21 protein-coding genes, 1 tRNA gene and 1 pseudogene are annotated in these 18,044 nt (G+C 35.0%); 11 read left to right on the top strand and 12 right to left on the bottom strand.

Annotated features, from left to right (window positions below):
* Nucleotides 1–212 precede the first annotated feature (212 nt).
* Complete coding sequence (locus ABDW27_RS23225) at nucleotides 213–587, bottom strand: hypothetical protein (RefSeq protein WP_343698063.1); 375 nt, start codon at nucleotides 585–587, stop codon at nucleotides 213–215.
* Nucleotides 588–867: 280 nt separating this feature from the next.
* Between ABDW27_RS23225 and ABDW27_RS23220 the strand changes: the two genes are divergently transcribed.
* The 4 genes from ABDW27_RS23220 to ABDW27_RS23205 are packed head-to-tail and all read left to right on the top strand — an operon-like array spanning nucleotide 868 to nucleotide 3,353.
* A complete protein-coding gene (locus ABDW27_RS23220) occupies nucleotides 868–1,302 on the top strand; it encodes a hypothetical protein (protein WP_343698062.1) in 435 nt (144 codons plus the stop codon).
* A gap of 8 nt (nucleotides 1,303–1,310) precedes the next feature.
* Entirely contained in the window at nucleotides 1,311–1,958 is a 648-nt protein-coding gene (locus tag ABDW27_RS23215; protein WP_343698061.1) for a hypothetical protein, read from the top strand.
* The gene (locus ABDW27_RS23210) at nucleotides 1,931–2,719 is read left to right on the top strand and encodes an ATP-binding protein (RefSeq protein WP_343698060.1); all 789 of its coding nucleotides are present in this window, start codon (nucleotides 1,931–1,933) and stop codon (nucleotides 2,717–2,719) included. The genes ABDW27_RS23215 and ABDW27_RS23210 overlap by 28 nt, the downstream gene beginning before the upstream one ends.
* Nucleotides 2,703–3,353, top strand: a complete 651-nt coding sequence (locus ABDW27_RS23205) for a response regulator transcription factor (RefSeq protein WP_343698059.1) — start codon at nucleotides 2,703–2,705, stop codon at nucleotides 3,351–3,353. The genes ABDW27_RS23210 and ABDW27_RS23205 overlap by 17 nt, the downstream gene beginning before the upstream one ends.
* On the opposite strand, the gene ABDW27_RS23200 is transcribed toward ABDW27_RS23205, so the two are convergent.
* Complete coding sequence (locus ABDW27_RS23200; RefSeq protein WP_343698058.1) at nucleotides 3,354–3,866, bottom strand: adenine phosphoribosyltransferase; 513 nt, start codon at nucleotides 3,864–3,866, stop codon at nucleotides 3,354–3,356.
* Between the two features lie 114 nt (nucleotides 3,867–3,980).
* Between ABDW27_RS23200 and ABDW27_RS23195 the strand changes: the two genes are divergently transcribed.
* Nucleotides 3,981–4,054, top strand: a tRNA-Arg gene (locus ABDW27_RS23195).
* Here ABDW27_RS23195 and ABDW27_RS23190 read toward each other — a convergent pair.
* The 10 genes from ABDW27_RS23190 to ABDW27_RS23145 form a co-directional block, all read right to left on the bottom strand.
* Nucleotides 4,052–5,569: a recombinase family protein gene (locus ABDW27_RS23190; RefSeq protein WP_343698057.1), complete on the bottom strand. Its 1,518-nt coding sequence runs from the start codon at nucleotides 5,567–5,569 to the stop codon at nucleotides 4,052–4,054. The two genes, ABDW27_RS23195 and ABDW27_RS23190, sit on opposite strands and share 3 nt — an antisense overlap.
* Nucleotides 5,566–5,730 carry a hypothetical protein gene (locus ABDW27_RS23185; RefSeq protein WP_167443804.1) on the bottom strand — a complete coding sequence of 55 codons (165 nt, stop codon included), beginning with the start codon at nucleotides 5,728–5,730 and terminating at the stop codon, nucleotides 5,566–5,568. The genes ABDW27_RS23190 and ABDW27_RS23185 overlap by 4 nt, the downstream gene beginning before the upstream one ends.
* 61 nt (nucleotides 5,731–5,791) lie before the next feature.
* Nucleotides 5,792–6,076 (bottom strand): hypothetical protein, encoded by a 285-nt coding sequence (locus ABDW27_RS23180; protein WP_289877151.1) that lies wholly within the window; start codon nucleotides 6,074–6,076, stop codon nucleotides 5,792–5,794.
* 10 nt (nucleotides 6,077–6,086) lie between these two features.
* A complete protein-coding gene (locus ABDW27_RS23175) occupies nucleotides 6,087–7,130 on the bottom strand; it encodes a hypothetical protein (protein WP_343698056.1) in 1,044 nt (347 codons plus the stop codon).
* A gap of 28 nt (nucleotides 7,131–7,158) precedes the next feature.
* Nucleotides 7,159–7,962, bottom strand: coding sequence for a hypothetical protein (locus ABDW27_RS23170; RefSeq protein ID WP_343698055.1), 804 nt, complete (start codon nucleotides 7,960–7,962; stop codon nucleotides 7,159–7,161).
* A gap of 28 nt (nucleotides 7,963–7,990) precedes the next feature.
* Complete coding sequence (gene traN / locus ABDW27_RS23165) at nucleotides 7,991–8,839, bottom strand: conjugative transposon protein TraN (RefSeq protein WP_343698054.1); 849 nt, start codon at nucleotides 8,837–8,839, stop codon at nucleotides 7,991–7,993.
* Between the two features lie 15 nt (nucleotides 8,840–8,854).
* A complete protein-coding gene (traM, locus tag ABDW27_RS23160; protein WP_343698053.1) occupies nucleotides 8,855–10,126 on the bottom strand; it encodes a conjugative transposon protein TraM in 1,272 nt (423 codons plus the stop codon).
* A gap of 4 nt (nucleotides 10,127–10,130) precedes the next feature.
* Nucleotides 10,131–10,397 (bottom strand): hypothetical protein, encoded by a 267-nt coding sequence (locus ABDW27_RS23155; protein WP_343698052.1) that lies wholly within the window; start codon nucleotides 10,395–10,397, stop codon nucleotides 10,131–10,133.
* A gap of 6 nt (nucleotides 10,398–10,403) precedes the next feature.
* Nucleotides 10,404–11,012 carry a conjugative transposon protein TraK gene (gene traK, locus ABDW27_RS23150; protein ID WP_343698051.1) on the bottom strand — a complete coding sequence of 203 codons (609 nt, stop codon included), beginning with the start codon at nucleotides 11,010–11,012 and terminating at the stop codon, nucleotides 10,404–10,406.
* A gap of 31 nt (nucleotides 11,013–11,043) precedes the next feature.
* Nucleotides 11,044–11,637, bottom strand: coding sequence for a hypothetical protein (locus ABDW27_RS23145; protein ID WP_343698050.1), 594 nt, complete (start codon nucleotides 11,635–11,637; stop codon nucleotides 11,044–11,046).
* 5 nt (nucleotides 11,638–11,642) lie between these two features.
* On the opposite strand from ABDW27_RS23145, the pseudogene ABDW27_RS23140 reads away from it, so the two are divergent.
* The 6 genes and pseudogenes from ABDW27_RS23140 to ABDW27_RS23115 all read left to right on the top strand — a co-directional run.
* Nucleotides 11,643–12,188: pseudogene (locus ABDW27_RS23140) on the top strand (sulfatase-like hydrolase/transferase); the annotation flags it as partial.
* 116 nt (nucleotides 12,189–12,304) lie between these two features.
* Nucleotides 12,305–12,952, top strand: a complete 648-nt coding sequence (locus tag ABDW27_RS23135) for a DUF1345 domain-containing protein (RefSeq protein WP_343698049.1) — start codon at nucleotides 12,305–12,307, stop codon at nucleotides 12,950–12,952.
* 109 nt (nucleotides 12,953–13,061) lie between these two features.
* Nucleotides 13,062–13,745, top strand: a complete 684-nt coding sequence (locus ABDW27_RS23130) for a response regulator transcription factor (RefSeq protein WP_343698048.1) — start codon at nucleotides 13,062–13,064, stop codon at nucleotides 13,743–13,745.
* A gap of 267 nt (nucleotides 13,746–14,012) precedes the next feature.
* Nucleotides 14,013–14,687, top strand: coding sequence for a response regulator transcription factor (locus ABDW27_RS23125; protein WP_343698047.1), 675 nt, complete (start codon nucleotides 14,013–14,015; stop codon nucleotides 14,685–14,687).
* Nucleotides 14,684–15,949 carry a HAMP domain-containing sensor histidine kinase gene (locus tag ABDW27_RS23120; RefSeq protein ID WP_343698046.1) on the top strand — a complete coding sequence of 422 codons (1,266 nt, stop codon included), beginning with the start codon at nucleotides 14,684–14,686 and terminating at the stop codon, nucleotides 15,947–15,949. Before ABDW27_RS23125 ends, ABDW27_RS23120 begins: the two co-directional genes overlap by 4 nt.
* Nucleotides 15,950–16,084: 135 nt before the next feature.
* Nucleotides 16,085–18,043, top strand: coding sequence for a sulfatase-like hydrolase/transferase (locus ABDW27_RS23115; RefSeq protein ID WP_343698045.1), 1,959 nt, complete (start codon nucleotides 16,085–16,087; stop codon nucleotides 18,041–18,043).
* Nucleotide 18,044 lies beyond the last annotated feature (1 nt).

Below are 18,044 nucleotides of genomic sequence, written 5' to 3'. Positions count from 1 at the left end.
TTTAAAACTTGTCGGGTTTATTTTTGGTTTTAGTTTTTTTTGCCTTCAGATCAATCAATTAAAGTTTAATGTTTTCCCGTAAAACTCGCAAAGAATTTCACAAAGATTTTGAAAGTTTTGTGACCCACATCTTAAAACATTTCTTTCTTTACGTAATCCTTTGCGGACTTTGCGGTTAATTATAACTTTTCAATAAAAACTGACGCAAAACCCTAACTAATTAAATATCTGTTCCAAATATGATCTCCTAGTTTTTGAATTCCGGTTCCCAAATTTTCTGTTTCCAGTTTTTGTCTTGAACCATCATCAAAAATAACCTCGAGATATATTTTTCCGTTTTCTTCGCACACATCCCAATTTCCGTTATCTCTTTGCGAAGACTGACTCGGCAGCGACAATCCTCCTCCGGAAACACTTCTGAATGATTCTTTTACATAAAGGGCACTAAAATCTGAATACAGATAAATAGCGTACTTTATTTCTTCATACCACCCTCCACCAGAATAATCTCTATCACTGTTTGCACGCTCCAAACGAAGCACTTTATTGGATAAAGTATTTATCATTTGATTGACTAAATAACTCATAATCTCATTATTAATGTTAATTATTGATTATCAATCATTATTTATAATGTAAGTTTAAGCTTAAACTGTTTGTTTTTGGACTTTAAACCAACACTGTAAAATTATTTAAATACAAAATGATTTGAAACGGTACTTTAACCCATTTTTTTGGATAAATTTACCTATAAAAAAAGGGTATATTTCCCCTTGACACCGTTTTGGCATTCAAATAATTTTGTCTGCTGTAACAATCAAAAAAAACTGTAAACTAAACCATTAACCAATTAAATTTTAAACAATCATGAAAAATCCACCAAAGCCAACTCAATTAATTACAAAAGAGTTTGCAAAACAATTGAATGCTAATTACAACAAAAAAAAAGGTACCACATTAACAACTGCTAAGGGAGTTAAAAAAGAAGATGCAAATGCAGTTTGGTACTCATTAGAAGCATTAGAGAGCTATATTCATTATATAAAAACGAATGGTGCACAAGAAGGATATAACGTAGACGGAATACGCTTTTATTTTGGCGTGTACCCAGACGACGAAAAGCATGGCGAAAAAGCCGGATTAACAACCTTATTCTTGGTTCCTACAGGGAAAAAGATCGAAGATAATACCGCAAAAGTTCAGAGTTTTGCTTTAGTTGCTGAACCAGCATCTGTTGACATTCAAAGCCTTGACCCTATGAATTACGGTAACATCGGCAGACCGCCAAGTTTAGTATATTAATAAAAAATATGTTTGAATTTTTAAGATCTTATATCATTTATTTAGCTTTATTATCAGGAAGCATCGGATTAATTTCAATGCATAAATTACCTGGTAAGAAAGCTAAATTTTTAGTAATTTTAATCTGGTTTTCTGCATTAATAGAACTAGTTGGATATTATTTTACTTATTGGACAGGCTTATTGAATTATTATGTTTATAATTTCTATATGTTTGTCAGTTTTACCGCCTATATACTCCTCATTCGAAGTCTTCTGCAAAAATTAAATTACAGAGCGACGGCGATTTTCTTTTTGGTACTATTTATTGTTTCCTTCTTTTTAAATATTATTTATTTTAAAGAAGATACCAATCGATCTTTTACATACAGTTTTGCTATAGGCGTAATGCTGGTTTTAATTTTATCCTGCTTATATTTGGTAGAGATTTTTAATTCAGACAAAATTTTAAATTTCAAACGATCTGTATTTTTTTGGTACGTTTTAGGAATATTGGTTTTCCATGTTCCTTTTACGCCATTTATGCTGGCTATAAATTGGTTCCTTATTAAACAAGACGAATCAGTATTCAGCCTGGTTTTGTTTATCTTAAATTTTTTGGCACATAGCTGCTATATTATTGGGTTTTTATGGAGCGAAAAGAAATACAATTATTAGTTATTTCATTAGGTATTGTTTTTTTTACTTTACTGGTAGTTGTACTTGTTCTTTTCTTTTATTTTTTAAAGAAAAAGAATAATTATCTGGTCGAAAAAATGGAAGCCGGAATGTATTTTCAATCAGAATTGGTAAAAACCCGTATCGAAATTAAAGATCAGACACTCTCTGAAATAAGTAAAGAACTTCATGACAATATCGGTCAAATTATTTCGGTAGGAATTATGCAGCTTAATATGTCTATAAGCAGCAAAAGTATCGAAGTAAAAGAATTAAAAGACCTTAAAGAGGTTCTGGCAAAAGCATTAGACGAACTCCGAATTTTATCACGCATCATAAACAAAGACAATTTACTGCAGAGCAATTTCTTAGAAGCCATAAAACAAGATCTGGAGCGTGTAAAAAAACTTAAAAAAATTCAATATCGTTATACCTTAACAGGTGAAATTCCGAAAATTGATCAGGAACACGATTTGTTTATTTACAGAATTTTTCAGGAAGCCCTGCATAATAGTTTAAAACATTCACGCAGTGATTTATACGAAGTAAATATTACAACAACCGAAACTCTTTTTCAGTTAAAATTTAAAGATTTCGGAATTGGCTACGATCCCAGCGAAGCAAATTCGGGATTAGGATTGTCCAACATGAAATTGAGAGCCAAACTAATTGGAGCTCAATTAATCATGGAATCAGATTCATCAGGAACTACCGTAACTTTAGACTACCCATTAACCAAAACCAATGAAACCGAAGACTAAAAGTAAAATTATTATTGTTGATGATCATCAGCTTTTTTCTCAATCGCTTGAGCTATTAATAAAAAGTTTTGGAGATCACGAAGTTATAGAACGTTTTGAAAACGGAAAGTTATTTATATCTTATTTAGAAGAAAACCCGGAAACACATATTGATTTAGTATTACTTGATGTAAACATGCCGGTTATGGATGGCTTAAGCGCTATGAAATGGGTTAAAGAAAACCGTCCGGATTTAAAAGTAATTGCACTTTCTGTAAATGACGACGAAGAAATTATCATCAAAATGATTACAAACGGAGCAAAAGGATATCTCTTGAAAGACACTTCACCGGAAATCTTTAAAGAAGCCATAGAATCTGTTATTGAAAAAGGTTTTTACTTTACGGAACTCGTTTCGGGAATGCTGGTTAACAAGGTTAACAAAGACGATAAAAAAATCAGTTTAAAAGAAAAAGAAATTGTTTTTATAAAACACGCCTGTACCGAAATGACTTATAAAGAAATAGCTTCAGAAATGTGCTTAAGTCCAAAAACCATCGATGGTTACAGAGAATCTTTATTTGATAAATTAGAGATAAAAACGAGAATTGGGTTGGTTTTGTATGCGGTAAAAAACAAAATTGTTTTTGTTTAATTAATACGTCAGGGCTGCAAAAACCGGGTATTTTTTTATTTTTTCTCTACCGTTAAGAAAAGCCAGTTCCATTAAAAAATTACATTGTACAATTTCACCGCCCAATTTTTCAACCAGTTCACAAACCGCTTTTGCAGTTCCGCCTGTAGCGAGAACATCGTCATGAATTAAAACGCGATCACCTTTTTTGATGGCATCTGTATGCATTTCCAAACTATCTGTTCCGTATTCAAGTTCGTATGAAGCCGAAATAGTTTCAAAAGGTAATTTTTTAGGCTTTCGAACCGGAACAAATCCTGCATTTAATTCCTGAGCCAACAACATACCGAAGAAAAAACCACGGCTTTCTGCTCCCACTACCTTATCAATTTTTTGATTTTTTAAAGAATTTACCAAAAGAGATAGGCATTCTTTTCTCGCTTCGACGTTATTTAAGAGTGGTGTGATATCTTTAAATAAAATTCCTTCTTTAGGAAACCCTTGAATATCACGTATATAATTTTCAATCTTCATTTTTTTTTATTTTTCTGTGTTTTTTTGCTTGTTTATCTCGTATTTATCTCTATATTTGCACCCGCAATAAGCAATCAACAAAGCTACGAAAAATTAGCTTAATGATAACAAAAAGGCCTCGTGGCGCAACTGAATAGCGCATCTGATTACGGCTCAGAAGGTTACAGGTTTGAATCCTGTCGAGGTCACTTCTCGGGACAAAAGATAAAAATCATCTTTTGTCCCGTTTTTTTTGCTTTTAACTGTTTGTTAATGAGATAAATAGACTCCACTATTTTGTTCACTCTAGCGGTTTGTACTTTATTTTCGTGAATTGTGAAATTTTCGGGGTAAACTAAACCAATTAGGCTTCTTGCATCAGATAAATCCCTTTTCAAATATGAATCACTAAGCTTGATAAGGTTGTCAACCCCCTTTATCAGTAGCTCTTCAATACTATGCTTATCTTTAGTAACTGTTGATAGCTCACGTTCAAGGTTTGCAATTCGTGCACCATAGTCATCTTTCATTAGCTTATAATCATCAGCTTCAATTTTTGATGTAAGGAGAAGATCTCTTGCATTGCTTAATCTGAGTTCAAAATCTTTTATCTGTTCTACAAGTCTTCTTTTCTGTTCGCCGGCATTATTTGCGATATCACGATGTGTTTCATATAAAATCGAACTGTATAATTTCTTAACTTCAGCTATAGGCTGATACTTATTAAGATCTTCAATAAAAAGTTCATTGGCGATTTCTGAGTTAATTCTAAACTTACATTGCGCTTCACAGTGGTAATAATGATAGTATTTGTGTCTTCCTTTACATTTACTTCCTTGCAGCTTCTTTTGGCACTTTGGACAGATAAAAAAGCCTCTTAACGGGAAATCAACGACAGTTTTAATTTTAGGTCTGTAAAGGCGTGATTTGCCATCTAAGATATCCTGTACATTATAAAAAAGGCCTTCAGAAATAAGTGGCTCATGCTGCCCTGTAACAAATCTGCTTTCTTCATCTTTATATTTCGGTATAAATATTTTACCGCAATAAACAGGATTTCTTATTAGGCCCCACATGTTATTTTTAGTTCTTTTAAATCCTCTTCTGCAAGCCATATGATATATCTGCTCTGTATTGAATATTCCTTTAGCTAATTCTTCAAATATCCAGCGCATAACAGAAGCGGCAGGTTCTACAAGTGCAATATATTTACTTCCGTCTTCTTTGGATTTATTAGCATATCCAAACGGTGCAATACCCATATATCTACCTTCTTTTTTCGCCCTTCTCATTCCATGAAAGGTATTTAAAGCCCTACGATCGTTTTCAACTTCAGGAGCCGCTAAGTAAAAAGCCAGCATCATTTTATTTTCTGGAATTGCCAAATCAAGAGGTTGCTCAATCGCTTGAGGTTCTACACCTAACTTTCTTAATAAACTTATCATCTGATAGGCATCTCCGGCGTTTCTGCTAAAACGATCCCATTTGGTAAACAAGACCAGATCAGTTGTGTTTTTCTGTTTTTTCAGATTCAGTAAAAGCTTATTCCATTGTGGCCTATTAAATGTCTTAGCGGAATGATCCTCATAAATAACGTTACGCACTTCAATATAATTTATTGAGCAATATTTCCTTAAAACTTCTTCCTGATTTCTTTGCGAATAACCTTTTTCTGCTTGTTCGTCCGTGCTTACACGTATGTATAAATCTGCTATAATACTCATGACTCCAAAAATTTAGATACGGCTACATGTGCCATTTTTCGTAAAAATAGCAAAATTTCAGTTGCTTCTTCGATTGTAACATTCATACCCTCAGAGTTTAACATATTCATAGCTTTCTCTGGGGTTATTTTCCCTCTTGTGTTTTCCTCTTCATCTTCCATCTCTAAAAATATTTTATATAAAAAAAGCCCTTATTAAGGGCTTTAGTTTTTTATTATTACATTACTCAAAAAAATAAATCTTACTCCCTTGTGTTTTCTTGAACGACCGCTCGTACTTTATATAACCATAAGTACTCAATTCCTGAATACATTTATGATAAGTGTAAGCTGAAGATATTTTTGCCAAAGGAGTTATTTCATGTCTATAGACCTGTATAGGATTCACGAAACCTTTTTCAACTCTATACTTTAGCAGTGCGGCATAAATTGCAATATGAGTGGAACTAATTCGAAAATCATTTTCAATTGCAGAAAAGAAGTCCAGTAAGCTTTTCAGATTTTCCATAGCCTTTATTTTATATTTTTCTGCATTTACTTTTGACTTTGATATCTTGACTTTTTAAACTTGATTGTAATTTGAAAGAGACTTCCCTTTTAACTCTAAACAAACTTTCAATTGTCACCTTCCTTAGGTTTTCATTGTAGATATTCAGACACTTATTTTGAGGATTAGCTTCGATATAGACCTTACATTCCTTTCCTTCTTTGGTTAAAGTCACTGCTTCTCTTCTCCCCTCTTTAAGAGAATCTAATAAAGAATTGATTTCCGATTGACCCGAAGTCTTCAGAAATAATTCAGATACACTTTTTTCAATGTTGAAGCCATATGATTCATGAAATTCTTTTAATTGATAATTATTATCAACTCCTTTTTGATTAAAGTCTAATTGTTTCCAAGTCCCTGCTGTTAAAACTGCTCTACCTGATAGTAATTCGTAAGCCTGCTCTGAATTAAAAGCTTTTACCTCATCAACATCAAAATAATATTGCCTAGTCTCATTATTACCATTCTGATGATGGAGATTAGAATTAAAACCTTTAAAATCATAATGTCCCTGGTCATTTTTTATAAAATGAAGAGAATGATTCATCTGGTCATGCTCATTAAGATAATAAGATATCGGAACAGTAAATTTATCCTGCCCCAGCCTCATATACCTATCAACTTTATTGTATGCATCTTTAAAGCCAGTACGTTCTAGATTATCTCTAAGCAACTGATTGCTTTTTAGCTCCTCTCTGCTTTCTTTTTGAGCATTGATTCTTTCTACAACAAGTTTAGTAATTAGTTTATAAAAATACTGCCGAAGCCTGTCCGGATAAATTTTCTTAATTAAAGTATTTCGTTCGTTTTTTATAATCTGCAATGCAGTACGTTCATCTAATTGATTTGTATTCTTATACTTCAATAAAATACTTTCATAGAATCTGAGTTTCTCTTTTAAAAGAGAATTTTCTAACGATGAACTTGATTTAAAAAGTTTCTTCAGTCGGTCTTCTTTAGAATTCCAACCAGCAATCTCTGACTCCAATCTATTCGCATGAAACTCATTATTCATAATTTCAAACTTTAGGGTTTAAGAATTTCTAAACAGATTTACCGGCCTTTCTTTTATGGGCGGCAGTTTTCTTTTCCCTTTGAACAGGTTCATCATCACTATCTTGATTCTGAGATTTATCTTTCGAAACTGACTTTTCTTTTGACTCCGTCTGTTTTTGATCCTTGCTCTCGCGATGATTAATCCTTTGTAAATTACCGTCGTAAACATTTACAGTTTTAAATTGTGGGTTTGCCTCTACATACTGTTTACTTTCAACTCCACTAACAACAAAAGTTACGGACTGAAGATTACCTTTTTTAAGTGAATTTAAAAGATCTTCTTTGTACTTAGGTGTTTCAAGTTCTTTTATAGAGTGCTTTGCCAAACTTGCTTCCAAATCGTATCCATAATTTTGATGGTAATGATTTATTTTAAAGTTTCCATTATTATCGGATTCCTTAAAGTCAATTTTGAGCCATGAATTATACACTTCACCTTCCTTAGTTTTAAGATCTTTATTTACAGAACGTCCTTCCATTAAATTATAGGCTTCTTTAAGAGTAATATTACTGCTGTTGTTATTAATATAAAAAGTCTGTTCTAATCCTTCTTTCGATTCTTCTTTTTTAAGGTTTACATGATAAGAATTAAAAAAGTACAGATCACTTTGGTCGGATTTTTTAAAATTCAATTCGGCAGTCATTGCATCTTTTCCATAAACACCTTCTTTTATAATCTTAAACTCTGTCTCTCCTTTTAGCATCTTTTCTTTCAGATCCTGATCGAACGTTTCTCCAAATCCAGTATATTTCAACTGATCTTTTAGGAATTCTAAATTTTTCTGATTCATGATAAATTATTTTAATGTTATTATTCTTTTAAAAGCTGTTAAGAACATCAAGATCAATTAGATCATTATTCTTGATGTCTATTTCTAATTGTCTGCCTCCATTCTTTTCAATAAGTTGAATCGTGAGGTATTTTTTCTCAGGGATAGTAAACTTTGATAAAGCATAGACTAAGTTCACTTCAGATTTATCTGGAATCAGCATGGAGTTGGAAGTTGAAAAAAGCGGAAGTATTTCTATTTCCTGTGAAGCAGTACGTTTAGATTTTCTCTGATCCCGAATAAAAAAACGAAGCTGGTCTATGTCGTAATTTATCTTTGAAGTATTACCTAAAACAAGTCTGAAGTAAAGAACATCCTGATGAATAAATATGCCGTTCACACTAAGATTAATATCAAATCTGGAGCTCTTTAAACCGCCTATTTTTTTCTTTTTAAACAAAGCAAGCTTTGAATACTGCTCAATTTTCTTTTGATTTTCATTATCGAGTGAAAACAAAATATCATTATTTACAATTGCACTATTGTCAGCTTTAATGTTTAAATCCGGGCATACCTCATCATAATTCAAAACAAAGACATACAACCTGCTGTCGGCTGTAACTACAGTAATATTGGTCTGTATAAAATTCTCTTTTGCAGCTTTAAGCAGTAAAATATTTTCTACTCCTTTCGCTTTTTGCATTAAGATATCCGGACTGCCCTTATCAATACTTTTTATCGCATAAGGAAACACTATGCTTGTGGTTTTAGAATAAGCAATCTGCACGTTTTTAAACTGATCATGATTGAAATCAACATCTCTGTTTATTAATTGTGCATAGCCTGAAAATACAATTAAAAGCAGGCAGACCAAATTCATCCAATTATTATTTTTCATTTTTTCAAGATTTAATTATTTCAAATTCTTTTGTTTTTCATCGTAGAGTAAAACCTGATATCCAGCCTTTACGACAACTTTTATAAGTTTTATCTTTTTGCTCATCAGGCTTTTTGCAGCTTCAATTCCCATCTCTGCAGCCTGTACCCCCCAAGAGTCAGTAACACCATTTAGTCCTAAAGTCTGAAGAGAGCGGTCTGCAGAGGTCTTAGCTACGTCTCTGCTTATTGCTCCTGGAATATAGATGCCGTCAATTCCATCCAAGTCGTAAACAGAGAGTTCAACAGGGAAAATTGAATTTCGATATTGGATATTATTGATTTTAACCTCCAGCCTTTCTCCTTTTAAAGATGCAATACCATACAAAAAAGTGTTCTTAGGAATAAGGATGCCCTGGAGAAATACGTCAGTTTTTAATCTTAATTTTATAATTGACCCGTTTATGATAGTTTGTGTCTCATGAATTATTGCTTCGATTGAATTCTGCTGCTGTTCCGAATCTAAATTTTCATCAACTGAATAAAACGAGTTTGATTTTAAAAGATTTGGAGATGGTGTATTTTGCTGTAGTGAAGTGGTATTATCTACATCTTTTTTACGATTAACAGTGAAAACTTTTCCTTTGTTTATCTCTGAAGCTTGCTTTAACTTTTCTTGTACACGTGATGGATGCTGAATATCCAGAATGTTTTCCAGCATACCACCAAGTTGTTTTAGTTCAGGATCAGGTTCCTGTGAAGTGCCCATTTGTGACATCATCTGCTCTAAGTTTTTTATCGCATCTGATTCACCTTTTGATGATCCATAATTTTCAAACTCCCTCATATCCTGACCATAATTTTCAGGGACAGCAGGCTGGCTGATCACTTTTTGAAGTACTTTAAGTTTTTCAAAAACTTTCTTTTCGTTTGCATCTTGATAAGAGGATGTATTAAATGAACTGTGTCTTCTACCGAAATCGCTATCCGTAACATCTATTGATCCTTCTAATGTTTTTTGATTTGAGTAATTAGGGTCTTTTTTTATTTGTTCCAGCAATTTGATGGAATCTACTGCCGCCTGGTCGTAGTAACTCATTTTATCGAGTGACGAATCTTCTTTAAATTTCGGAATGGGAAGATTAAAGTTAAATCCCTTTTTTACTTCCCTTTTTGCGGTTTCTGCTTCCATCCTTCCACCACCTAAAATGTAAAATAATATGGTTATAAAAGGAAGTGTTATAAGAGGCAGAACTAAAAGCATTTTTCTTCTTTTAGATTCTTTGAGTGATATTATTTTTTGCTCCATGACTTTACTTTTTAAAATTGATTTTTTTAATTTTTGAAATGGTTGCCCGGTTTTTATTTATTTCAGAATTTTTCTTTGAGAACGCTGCGTAAATGTTATAGAGAAAATACCCTCCCTCCAAAACAGTAAACAGAACCAGCAGATAAATGATGGCTCTTTTAGAAAGTCTGCCCGTCAAAAATTTCATTTTTTGCACCCACTTATCTTGTGCAGATAAATAATACTTATTGTAAATAAATGGCTCTTCTCGCTTTTTAATTAGTGGTTTCATAGCTGTCTATTTTCTATTTTCAACAGTCAAATCTTTGTTTTCGATGGTATTCCATCTCTCGATTAAGAAACCATGTGGATTGTTGTCGCTTCTAGATACATTACGAATGCTTCCTTGGGTTATAAGGCTTCTTTTCAAGATACTGGTAGTTCTTATTATGCTTTGTTTGGCATAGCATTGAAAGCGGTACGGGTATTCTTTGATATCTATAGTTATGCTGTCAATCTGGATTGTCTGGCTTATATTTCCTGAAATGATTCCAGAGTAGAAACCATTCTCTTTTAGATCATCATAAATTCGTTTTGCACTGTCATCAGCCAGATAAAGAGCTTTTGTAACATTGGTTTTAATTACTTTATCATCAGGATCAAGGGTAAAGAAAAATTTATGAAATGTTTTTACATGATCTCTTGCTTCCACAGGTACATTATCCCTTCTATCTGATGCATATGCTTCCATAGCTTTCCCATTGGCAAGAATATAAACCTTATCCTGCATCAGGGCAACAGACTCAAAGCTTTTATAAAGTGTGTAACAACAGATGATAATACATCCTGCAATTATCAGCATTGTAAATCCTCTAACATATCGGAATGCAGTATCTATATTTTTCATTTTAGTAAACATCTTTTATCTTTTTAGGTTACTATGAATTTCCTTTTAGCTTATCATTCATGTAATTTCCTCTCTCTTTGAAATACGGAGTATTACCAGCTGATGAGGACATGCTTTGTGACATTTGGCCTGCAGCATTTCCCATTGAGTCCATTACCATACCAGCGCCTTGAGAAGTTTTTGTAATAACTGAATTAGTAGTACTGCTAAACATACCAGTAACTTTCTGCCCTAAGGCTCCGCCTCCACCTGCGTGAACGATGTAATTAGCTACTGATGGGACAGTAAAATATCCGATGATCCCAATAATCATAAAAATGAGATATGACATATCAGTCCTGCTAAAGAAAGTATCACCAGTAGCTTCGACCTGTGATAAATCCAGCTTGAGCATTAGTTCCTGGATTTTACCGATGATGCTTCCAAAGATATTTGCAACAGGAAGCCATAAATAAATATTGATATATCTTGCCAGCCAAACAGTAAGTGTATGCTGAAATCCATCAAAGACCGCTATCCCAAATACAAGGGGTCCAAGTATTGAGAGTACCACCAATTGAAAAGTCCTAAGCGTGTCAATACACAAGGCAGCAGCTTCAAACAAGACTCGCAGTACTTCACTCATCCGCCTGCAAAGGGGAAACCTGCGGTTATGATGAAATCCTGCTTACCCTTTTAAAGGAACAGGTGCGCTCAAGCAAAAAAAACAAAATACTTATTGTGCTTCATACCAGTACCAGCCATGGCCCTAATTACTCCAAGAAATACCCCTCCCAGTTTGAAAATTTCAAACCGGTCTGCAGCAGCGTCGAACTTGGTAACTGCACACAGAATGAATTACTAAATGCTTACGATAACACAGTTGTCTATACTGACTTTATACTCAATTCCGTTATTAAGGAGCTGGAGCAGCTCAAAGAATACAACAGCACAATGATTTTTGTCTCTGACCATGGTGAATCACTTGGAGAAAAAAATCTTTATATGCATGGTCTTCCCCTGAGCATTGCCCCGAAGGAGCAGTATGAAATTCCTTTTATTGTGTGGGTTTCCCAAGGTTCTAAAAAACTTAAATCCAACCAGAACTTGACACAAGGCCATGTATTTCACAGCGTCTTGAATTTTTTGAATATCTCAAGTCCGGTTTATGATCAAAGTAGGAGCATTTACAAATAGTGACCGTAATGTTTACAACAAACAAAAAGTTGAATAAGCCTAAAAATGCGACAACATGTCATAATTCCAGCTGGCCGGAAACAGGAAAATAAAAATAATCTGCAATTGAAATTGATATGGATATAAAAGCTAAAATAAATAAACTAAGCCATGGCATAAGATTTATTATATCTGCGGCAGCGGCAGGAATTACAGCACTGGTTTTCGCCGGAGTTGACAAAACGCCGGTACATTGGATGGCAGTATGGCTTGCATTTTCCTTTACCCACTTATTTTTTGCATGGTTTACAATACTCACCTGTCACGTCCAGGAACTTAAAAAGATTGCAAAAGACCAGGATTCAAACAGGACAGTCCTTTCTCTGTTCATACTTTTGACAACAGCAGTCAGCCTGCTTGGCATCTTATTTCTATACATCTCAGCTGATGAAAAAACAGGCATTACCTTGCTTGCTCATATATTGATGACCCTCACATCTGTCGGCACGGCATGGGCGATTGTCCATACTACTTTCGCCTTTAAGTATGCACATTTGCATTATTGCCACAGTGGTCTTGATTTCCCAGGAGACCAGGAGCCGGATTATCTTGATTTTGTATATTTTTCTTTTGTTATCGGTACTACTTTTCAGGTCTCAGACGTAGCAATTCTGGAAAAAAAAATAAGGCGTACTGCCTTGGTCCATGGTGTACTTTCCTTTATTTTCAATACAACAATTCTGGCCCTGACAATCAATATCGTCTCCAGTATTGCCCAAAAATAAAACCTTTGCATTCGGGCTGAAGGTCAATACTTTCACTTAAAAAAAAATATAAGAACAACGCATTTTTTATAACTATTACTGAATCAAAAACATTTTACCTTTAACTGCCATGACTAGAGTCCTCCTAGCTGAAGATGACCACCGAATAGCTTCACTGATTAAAAGAGGCTTGGAGGAACATCTCTTTGAGGTAAAACATGTCGCGGAAGGTTTTCAAGCAATAAAGGAGGCAGTCGAAAATACTTACGACATTCTTATATTGGACATCATACTTCCCGATATAGACGGCTTTAGGGTTTCCGAGGTTCTGAGAAATCAAAAAATACTTATACCTATCCTTATCGTGAGTGCCTTGAGTTCGCCCCAGGAAAAAGTAAAGGGGCTTAAAGCCGGAGCCGACGACTATCTTTCCAAACCATTTTCATTTGACGAACTTCTGGCACGTATTGATGCACAGCTGCGCCGTGTCGAATTCTCGCGCGGCATAGTAGATTTTCAGATATATGCAGGAATAGAATTAAACATGAAAGAGCAGTGCGCCTCAAGGGATGGAAAACAGCTTAATCTTTCATCAAGGGAATTAAAACTTTTGATTTTCCTGATGAAAAACCGCGAAAAAGCATTATCACGGACCGCTATTGCGCAGGCTGTTTGGAATATGGAACTTAATATGGCTACAAATACCGTTGATGTTTACATCAATTACTTGAGAAACAAGCTGGATAAACCCTTCCCCGTTCCGTTAATCCATACCATAAAAGGTACCGGATATATGCTTAAGCATAAACTGTGAAACTCAAAATAAAATGAAATACTGATCTATCGTAAGAAACATAGCCTTTTTCTTTTAATTCTAAAATTTCAAAATAATTTCAAAAATTAACACTCTAAATTAAGCAAAATTCAGGATTAATTCAAAATTGAATTGTAAACTTAGTGGTTTTGGAAAATCCGATCCGTAGTTTCTAAATTAAGATCTCAATAGGGGCAGCTGTCTCTTTTAAATTTCTTAAATTTATTAAGTATATATCTGTTTTTCAATTGTAATTTAATTTTTTATATGAAAGTTCTAATTATAGAAGACGAGCAGGAAATAGCTCAGATAATCAAAAGTTATTTTAAGGACAACGGTATCCAATGCGAAACCGTGCATAGTTATGTGCAGGCCGTTCATAAAATCGATAATTACGATTATGACTGCATACTTTTAGATCTGGCCCTGCCGGATGGCAATGGCTTTGATATTTTAAAGGAACTCAGAAACAAGGATAAGACCGATGGGGTTATTATAATTTCAGCCAAGGAAACCCTCGAATCCAGAATTGAGGGGTTCAGCCTGGGAGCGGACGACTATCTCACTAAGCCTTTCCACCTTGCGGAACTTCTGGTGAGGATGCAGGCGCTCGTGAGAAGAAGGAACTTTAAAGGGATCAACTCAATTGTCTTTAAGGAAATCCGCATTGAGATTTTCACTAAGACCGTGCTTGTAAATGAAGAAAAAGTGGATTTGACAAGAAAAGAGCTCAACCTGCTACTTTTCCTCGTCGGAAATAATGACAAGGTACTCTCCAAGGCGGCGATTGCAGAACATATTTCAGGAGATATGGCCGATATGCTGGACAGCCACGATTTTATATACGCGCACATCAAGAATCTAAAAAAGAAATTGGCTAAAGCCGGATCTGGAGACTACATCAAAACAGTCTACGGTGAAGGATATAAATGGGGAAAATGAATAAAAATAAATTACTGCATAAAACAACACGGGATTTCCTTGCCCTGGCAGCCGTTACACTTTTTGTCTGTGCGCCTATATTCTATTTCGTAAGCCAGTGGCTGTATATTTATGAAACCGAAGAAGTGCTCCAGCAGCATAAAAATGCCTTTGTTAACCAGAGCAGTAAGAACTTTACAACTGACGATATCAAAACGTGGAACAGGTTCAATCTGCACTTTACAATTCTGCCCGACATGGGAATTACCAGAGACTCAATCGTAGGGACAACGATGGAAGACTCAATAGCGGAAGAGAAAGAACCATTCCGCATCATTTACGCACCTGTAGAAATTGCAGGCAGGAAATATACCTATACAGAGAAAATACATCTCTTGGAAATGGAGCGCCTTGTATACAGTATTGCCGGAATGTTTACTTTTATAATCGTAATACTTTTTATAGGCATTGTCTGGCTATCAAAAAAAACCGCTTCCAAACGCTGGAAGCCGTTCTATAATACGCTGGATCAGATTCATGAATTTGAGATCGATAAAAGCAAACCCCCTCATTTCGTCGAAACCGACATCGATGAATTTGAACGCCTCAATAAAAGCCTTGAAACACTCATAGAGAAGAATACTGCCATTTATAAGAGCCAGCGAGAATTTGTCGAGAATGCTGCGCATGAACTCCAGACGCCCCTTGCTCTGTTCCAAAACAAAATCGATGTATTATTTCAGATGCAGCTCAACAAGGAACAGACAAAGGTTTTGGGATCGTTAAGCAGGGATGTGGTCAAGTTAAACCGATTGAACAAAAACCTGCTTCTTCTTTCCAAAATTGAACACGAGATTTATCTTGAAAAAAATACAATTTCGATTAACGAGCAAATTGAAAAACACCTTGATTTTTTTACTGAACAGGCAAATCTTAAAAATATAGAAATAAATGTGCAGACTTCCGAAAAACTGCTGATAAGCGGAAATCCCACCCTTACGGAGATTTTAATTAACAACCTCGTACTTAATGCCATAAGACATAACCGCACTAACGGCACCATCATCATAAGGATAATGAAAAACGAACTGCTTGTATTAAATACAGGAGATGACAAATCGCTTCCAATAGACAAACTTTTTAATCGTTTCTTTAACAGCGGATCTTCTTCCAAAGGAAATGGACTTGGGCTATCCATAATAAAAAAGATTACTGAACTTAGCGGCTGGAAGATCAATTATTCATTTTACAATGGTTTTCATTCCTTCAGCATTCATTTCTGAAGATCGTTTTCATATCCTGAACATATCAAAAAATACGAATTTTACTACGATAAACTACAAGATTTCTTAATAAAAACCAAAATTCAGGATTAATACAAAATTGGGTTGTAAACTTTGTTGTGTTATTAATAGTTTATGAGTAAATTGTCTTTTAGAACCGGCAGGTACGCACTGCTGGTTCATTTTATGATCTGGTTTTTAATCGTTTCACAAATCCTAAGAATTGTTTTTTTTATCTGGCAGTATGATGAAGTTTCATGGAATATTGCAGATGTGCTGAGAACACTTTTAACAGGTTTGTTTTTTGACACCGGCACCATTATTTTCATTTCACTGCCCGGAATACTTTTTTATACTTTTATGCCTGATAAATGGGCCGGTTCTATTGCTGATCGAATAATAATCACTTTTTTCACTTCCTTAAATGTATTCATACTGGTATTTACATTTTTTGCCGAGCTGACATTCTGGGATGAGTTTAAGACGCGTTTTAATTTTATTGCTGTCGACTATCTTATATATACCCATGAGGTGGTTGCCAACATTCAGCAGTCCTACCCTCTGCCTGTACTGATTTCTGGAGTGCTCTTTCTCTCTGTGATGGTATTGTATATATTTTTTAGAAGCGGTGCTTTCAAACAGACATTTTCATCGTCGTCTGATATAAGACTTAGGCTGGCAGTGCTGGGCATATCTGCTGCAACTGCGGTGTTCTTTGCTTCGTTTATTTCCAATAGCCACGCAGAATGGTCTTCTAACAGATATAATTCGGAAATATCCAAATCAGGCATCTACTCCTTTTTTGCCGCATTTCGAAACAATCAGATGAAATATCCCGATTTTTATACCACAATTGACAATGACACTGCCTTTGAAATTGTCAAAAATAAACTAAAAGACTCAACAACCACTTTTGCCACAACCGGTTACTCAATCCATAGAAGCATTAAAGACAGCAAGTCAGCGTTGCAGCGTAAAAATGTGGTCTTTGTGCTGATGGAGAGCTTCAGCGCAAGCTTTTTGAAAGAATTTGGAAATAAAGAAAACATTACTCCCTTTTTGGACAGTCTGGCTCAGGAAAGCATCTTCTTTAACGATTTATATGCCACCGGAACCAGAACGGTTAGAGGAATGGAAGCGGTTACCCTGTGCATACCCCCGACACCTGGACAGTCAATTGTAAAAAGGCCAGATAATCAAAACTTGTATACAGTCAGCAATGTGTTTAACTCAAAGTCTTATGACTGTAATTTTTTCTATGGCGGGGACGGATATTTTGATAATATGAATTCATATTTCGGGGGTAATGGTTTTACGATATATGATAGGGGCCGGGGAAGCGTTCTGAGCGACAAAATTAAAACAGTCCGTCACAATATTTCTGATAAGGAAGTGACCTTTGAAAACGCATGGGGAATCTGCGATGAGGACATTTTCAATAAAATGCTGACCGTTGCTGACAAACAGTATAAGGATGGAAAACCTTTCTTTAATTTTGTCATGACCACATCCAATCACAGGCCTTTTACGTATCCTTCGGGTAAAATCGACATCCCCTCAGGAACCAGCCGCGAAGGAGCCGTAAAATATACCGATTATGCACTTAGACAGCTATTTGCCAAGGCACGCACTAAGCCTTGGTATAAAAACACCGTTTTCATAGTTATTGCCGACCATTGCGCCAGCAGCGCCGGAAAAGATGAAATCGATGTTGCCAACTATCATATTCCAGCCTTTATTGTTAATATGCCTGAAGGATATAATCAAAAAATCCAGAAACAATGTTCACAGATCGACCTCTGGCCAACGGTATTTTCATTGTTTAAGTGGCATTACGAATCTGATTTCTTTGGAAAAGATGTACTTGCGCCCGAATTTGAGCAACGGGCCTTTCTGGGTACATACCGCAAGCTGGTGCTGATGAAAAAAGAAAAAGTAATGATTCTTTCAGACCAGAAAAGACAGGCTTTCTATAACTGGAACAAATCCGACAATAGCCTTGTCAAGATTCCTATCGATAAATCTTTCCTTGAGGAGACCATTGCATGGTATCAGTCAGCAGATTATCTATTTACAAACAAACTCTTAAACTAAT

This window comes from Flavobacterium sp., assembly GCF_039595935.1.
In the GTDB taxonomy this organism is placed as follows: domain Bacteria; phylum Bacteroidota; class Bacteroidia; order Flavobacteriales; family Flavobacteriaceae; genus Flavobacterium.
Note: the sequence above shows the minus strand (reverse complement) of the source record. Positions and strands in the feature narration are given on the sequence as shown.

Excerpts from the sequence above, each read along its gene's own strand:
- ABDW27_RS23210 (WP_343698060.1), top strand. The coding sequence starts at position 1,931 with ATGGAGCGAAAAGAAATACAATTATTAGTTATTTCATTAGGTATTGTT.
- ABDW27_RS23120 (WP_343698046.1), top strand. The coding sequence starts at position 14,684 with ATGAATAAAAATAAATTACTGCATAAAACAACACGGGATTTCCTTGCC.
- ABDW27_RS23225 (WP_343698063.1), bottom strand. The coding sequence starts at position 587 with ATGAGTTATTTAGTCAATCAAATGATAAATACTTTATCCAATAAAGTG.
- ABDW27_RS23115 (WP_343698045.1), top strand. The coding sequence starts at position 16,085 with ATGAGTAAATTGTCTTTTAGAACCGGCAGGTACGCACTGCTGGTTCAT.
- traM (WP_343698053.1), bottom strand. The coding sequence starts at position 10,126 with ATGGAGCAAAAAATAATATCACTCAAAGAATCTAAAAGAAGAAAAATG.
- traN (WP_343698054.1), bottom strand. The coding sequence starts at position 8,839 with ATGAAAAATAATAATTGGATGAATTTGGTCTGCCTGCTTTTAATTGTA.
- ABDW27_RS23185 (WP_167443804.1), bottom strand. The coding sequence starts at position 5,730 with ATGGAAGATGAAGAGGAAAACACAAGAGGGAAAATAACCCCAGAGAAA.
- ABDW27_RS23215 (WP_343698061.1), top strand. The coding sequence starts at position 1,311 with ATGTTTGAATTTTTAAGATCTTATATCATTTATTTAGCTTTATTATCA.
- ABDW27_RS23205 (WP_343698059.1), top strand. The coding sequence starts at position 2,703 with ATGAAACCGAAGACTAAAAGTAAAATTATTATTGTTGATGATCATCAG.
- ABDW27_RS23200 (WP_343698058.1), bottom strand. The coding sequence starts at position 3,866 with ATGAAGATTGAAAATTATATACGTGATATTCAAGGGTTTCCTAAAGAA.
- traK (WP_343698051.1), bottom strand. The coding sequence starts at position 11,012 with ATGAAAAATATAGATACTGCATTCCGATATGTTAGAGGATTTACAATG.
- ABDW27_RS23170 (WP_343698055.1), bottom strand. The coding sequence starts at position 7,962 with ATGAATCAGAAAAATTTAGAATTCCTAAAAGATCAGTTGAAATATACT.
- ABDW27_RS23155 (WP_343698052.1), bottom strand. The coding sequence starts at position 10,397 with ATGAAACCACTAATTAAAAAGCGAGAAGAGCCATTTATTTACAATAAG.
- ABDW27_RS23180 (WP_289877151.1), bottom strand. The coding sequence starts at position 6,076 with ATGGAAAATCTGAAAAGCTTACTGGACTTCTTTTCTGCAATTGAAAAT.
- ABDW27_RS23175 (WP_343698056.1), bottom strand. The coding sequence starts at position 7,130 with ATGAATAATGAGTTTCATGCGAATAGATTGGAGTCAGAGATTGCTGGT.
- ABDW27_RS23190 (WP_343698057.1), bottom strand. The coding sequence starts at position 5,569 with ATGAGTATTATAGCAGATTTATACATACGTGTAAGCACGGACGAACAA.
- ABDW27_RS23145 (WP_343698050.1), bottom strand. The coding sequence starts at position 11,637 with ATGAGTGAAGTACTGCGAGTCTTGTTTGAAGCTGCTGCCTTGTGTATT.
- ABDW27_RS23135 (WP_343698049.1), top strand. The coding sequence starts at position 12,305 with ATGGATATAAAAGCTAAAATAAATAAACTAAGCCATGGCATAAGATTT.
- ABDW27_RS23130 (WP_343698048.1), top strand. The coding sequence starts at position 13,062 with ATGACTAGAGTCCTCCTAGCTGAAGATGACCACCGAATAGCTTCACTG.
- ABDW27_RS23125 (WP_343698047.1), top strand. The coding sequence starts at position 14,013 with ATGAAAGTTCTAATTATAGAAGACGAGCAGGAAATAGCTCAGATAATC.
- ABDW27_RS23220 (WP_343698062.1), top strand. The coding sequence starts at position 868 with ATGAAAAATCCACCAAAGCCAACTCAATTAATTACAAAAGAGTTTGCA.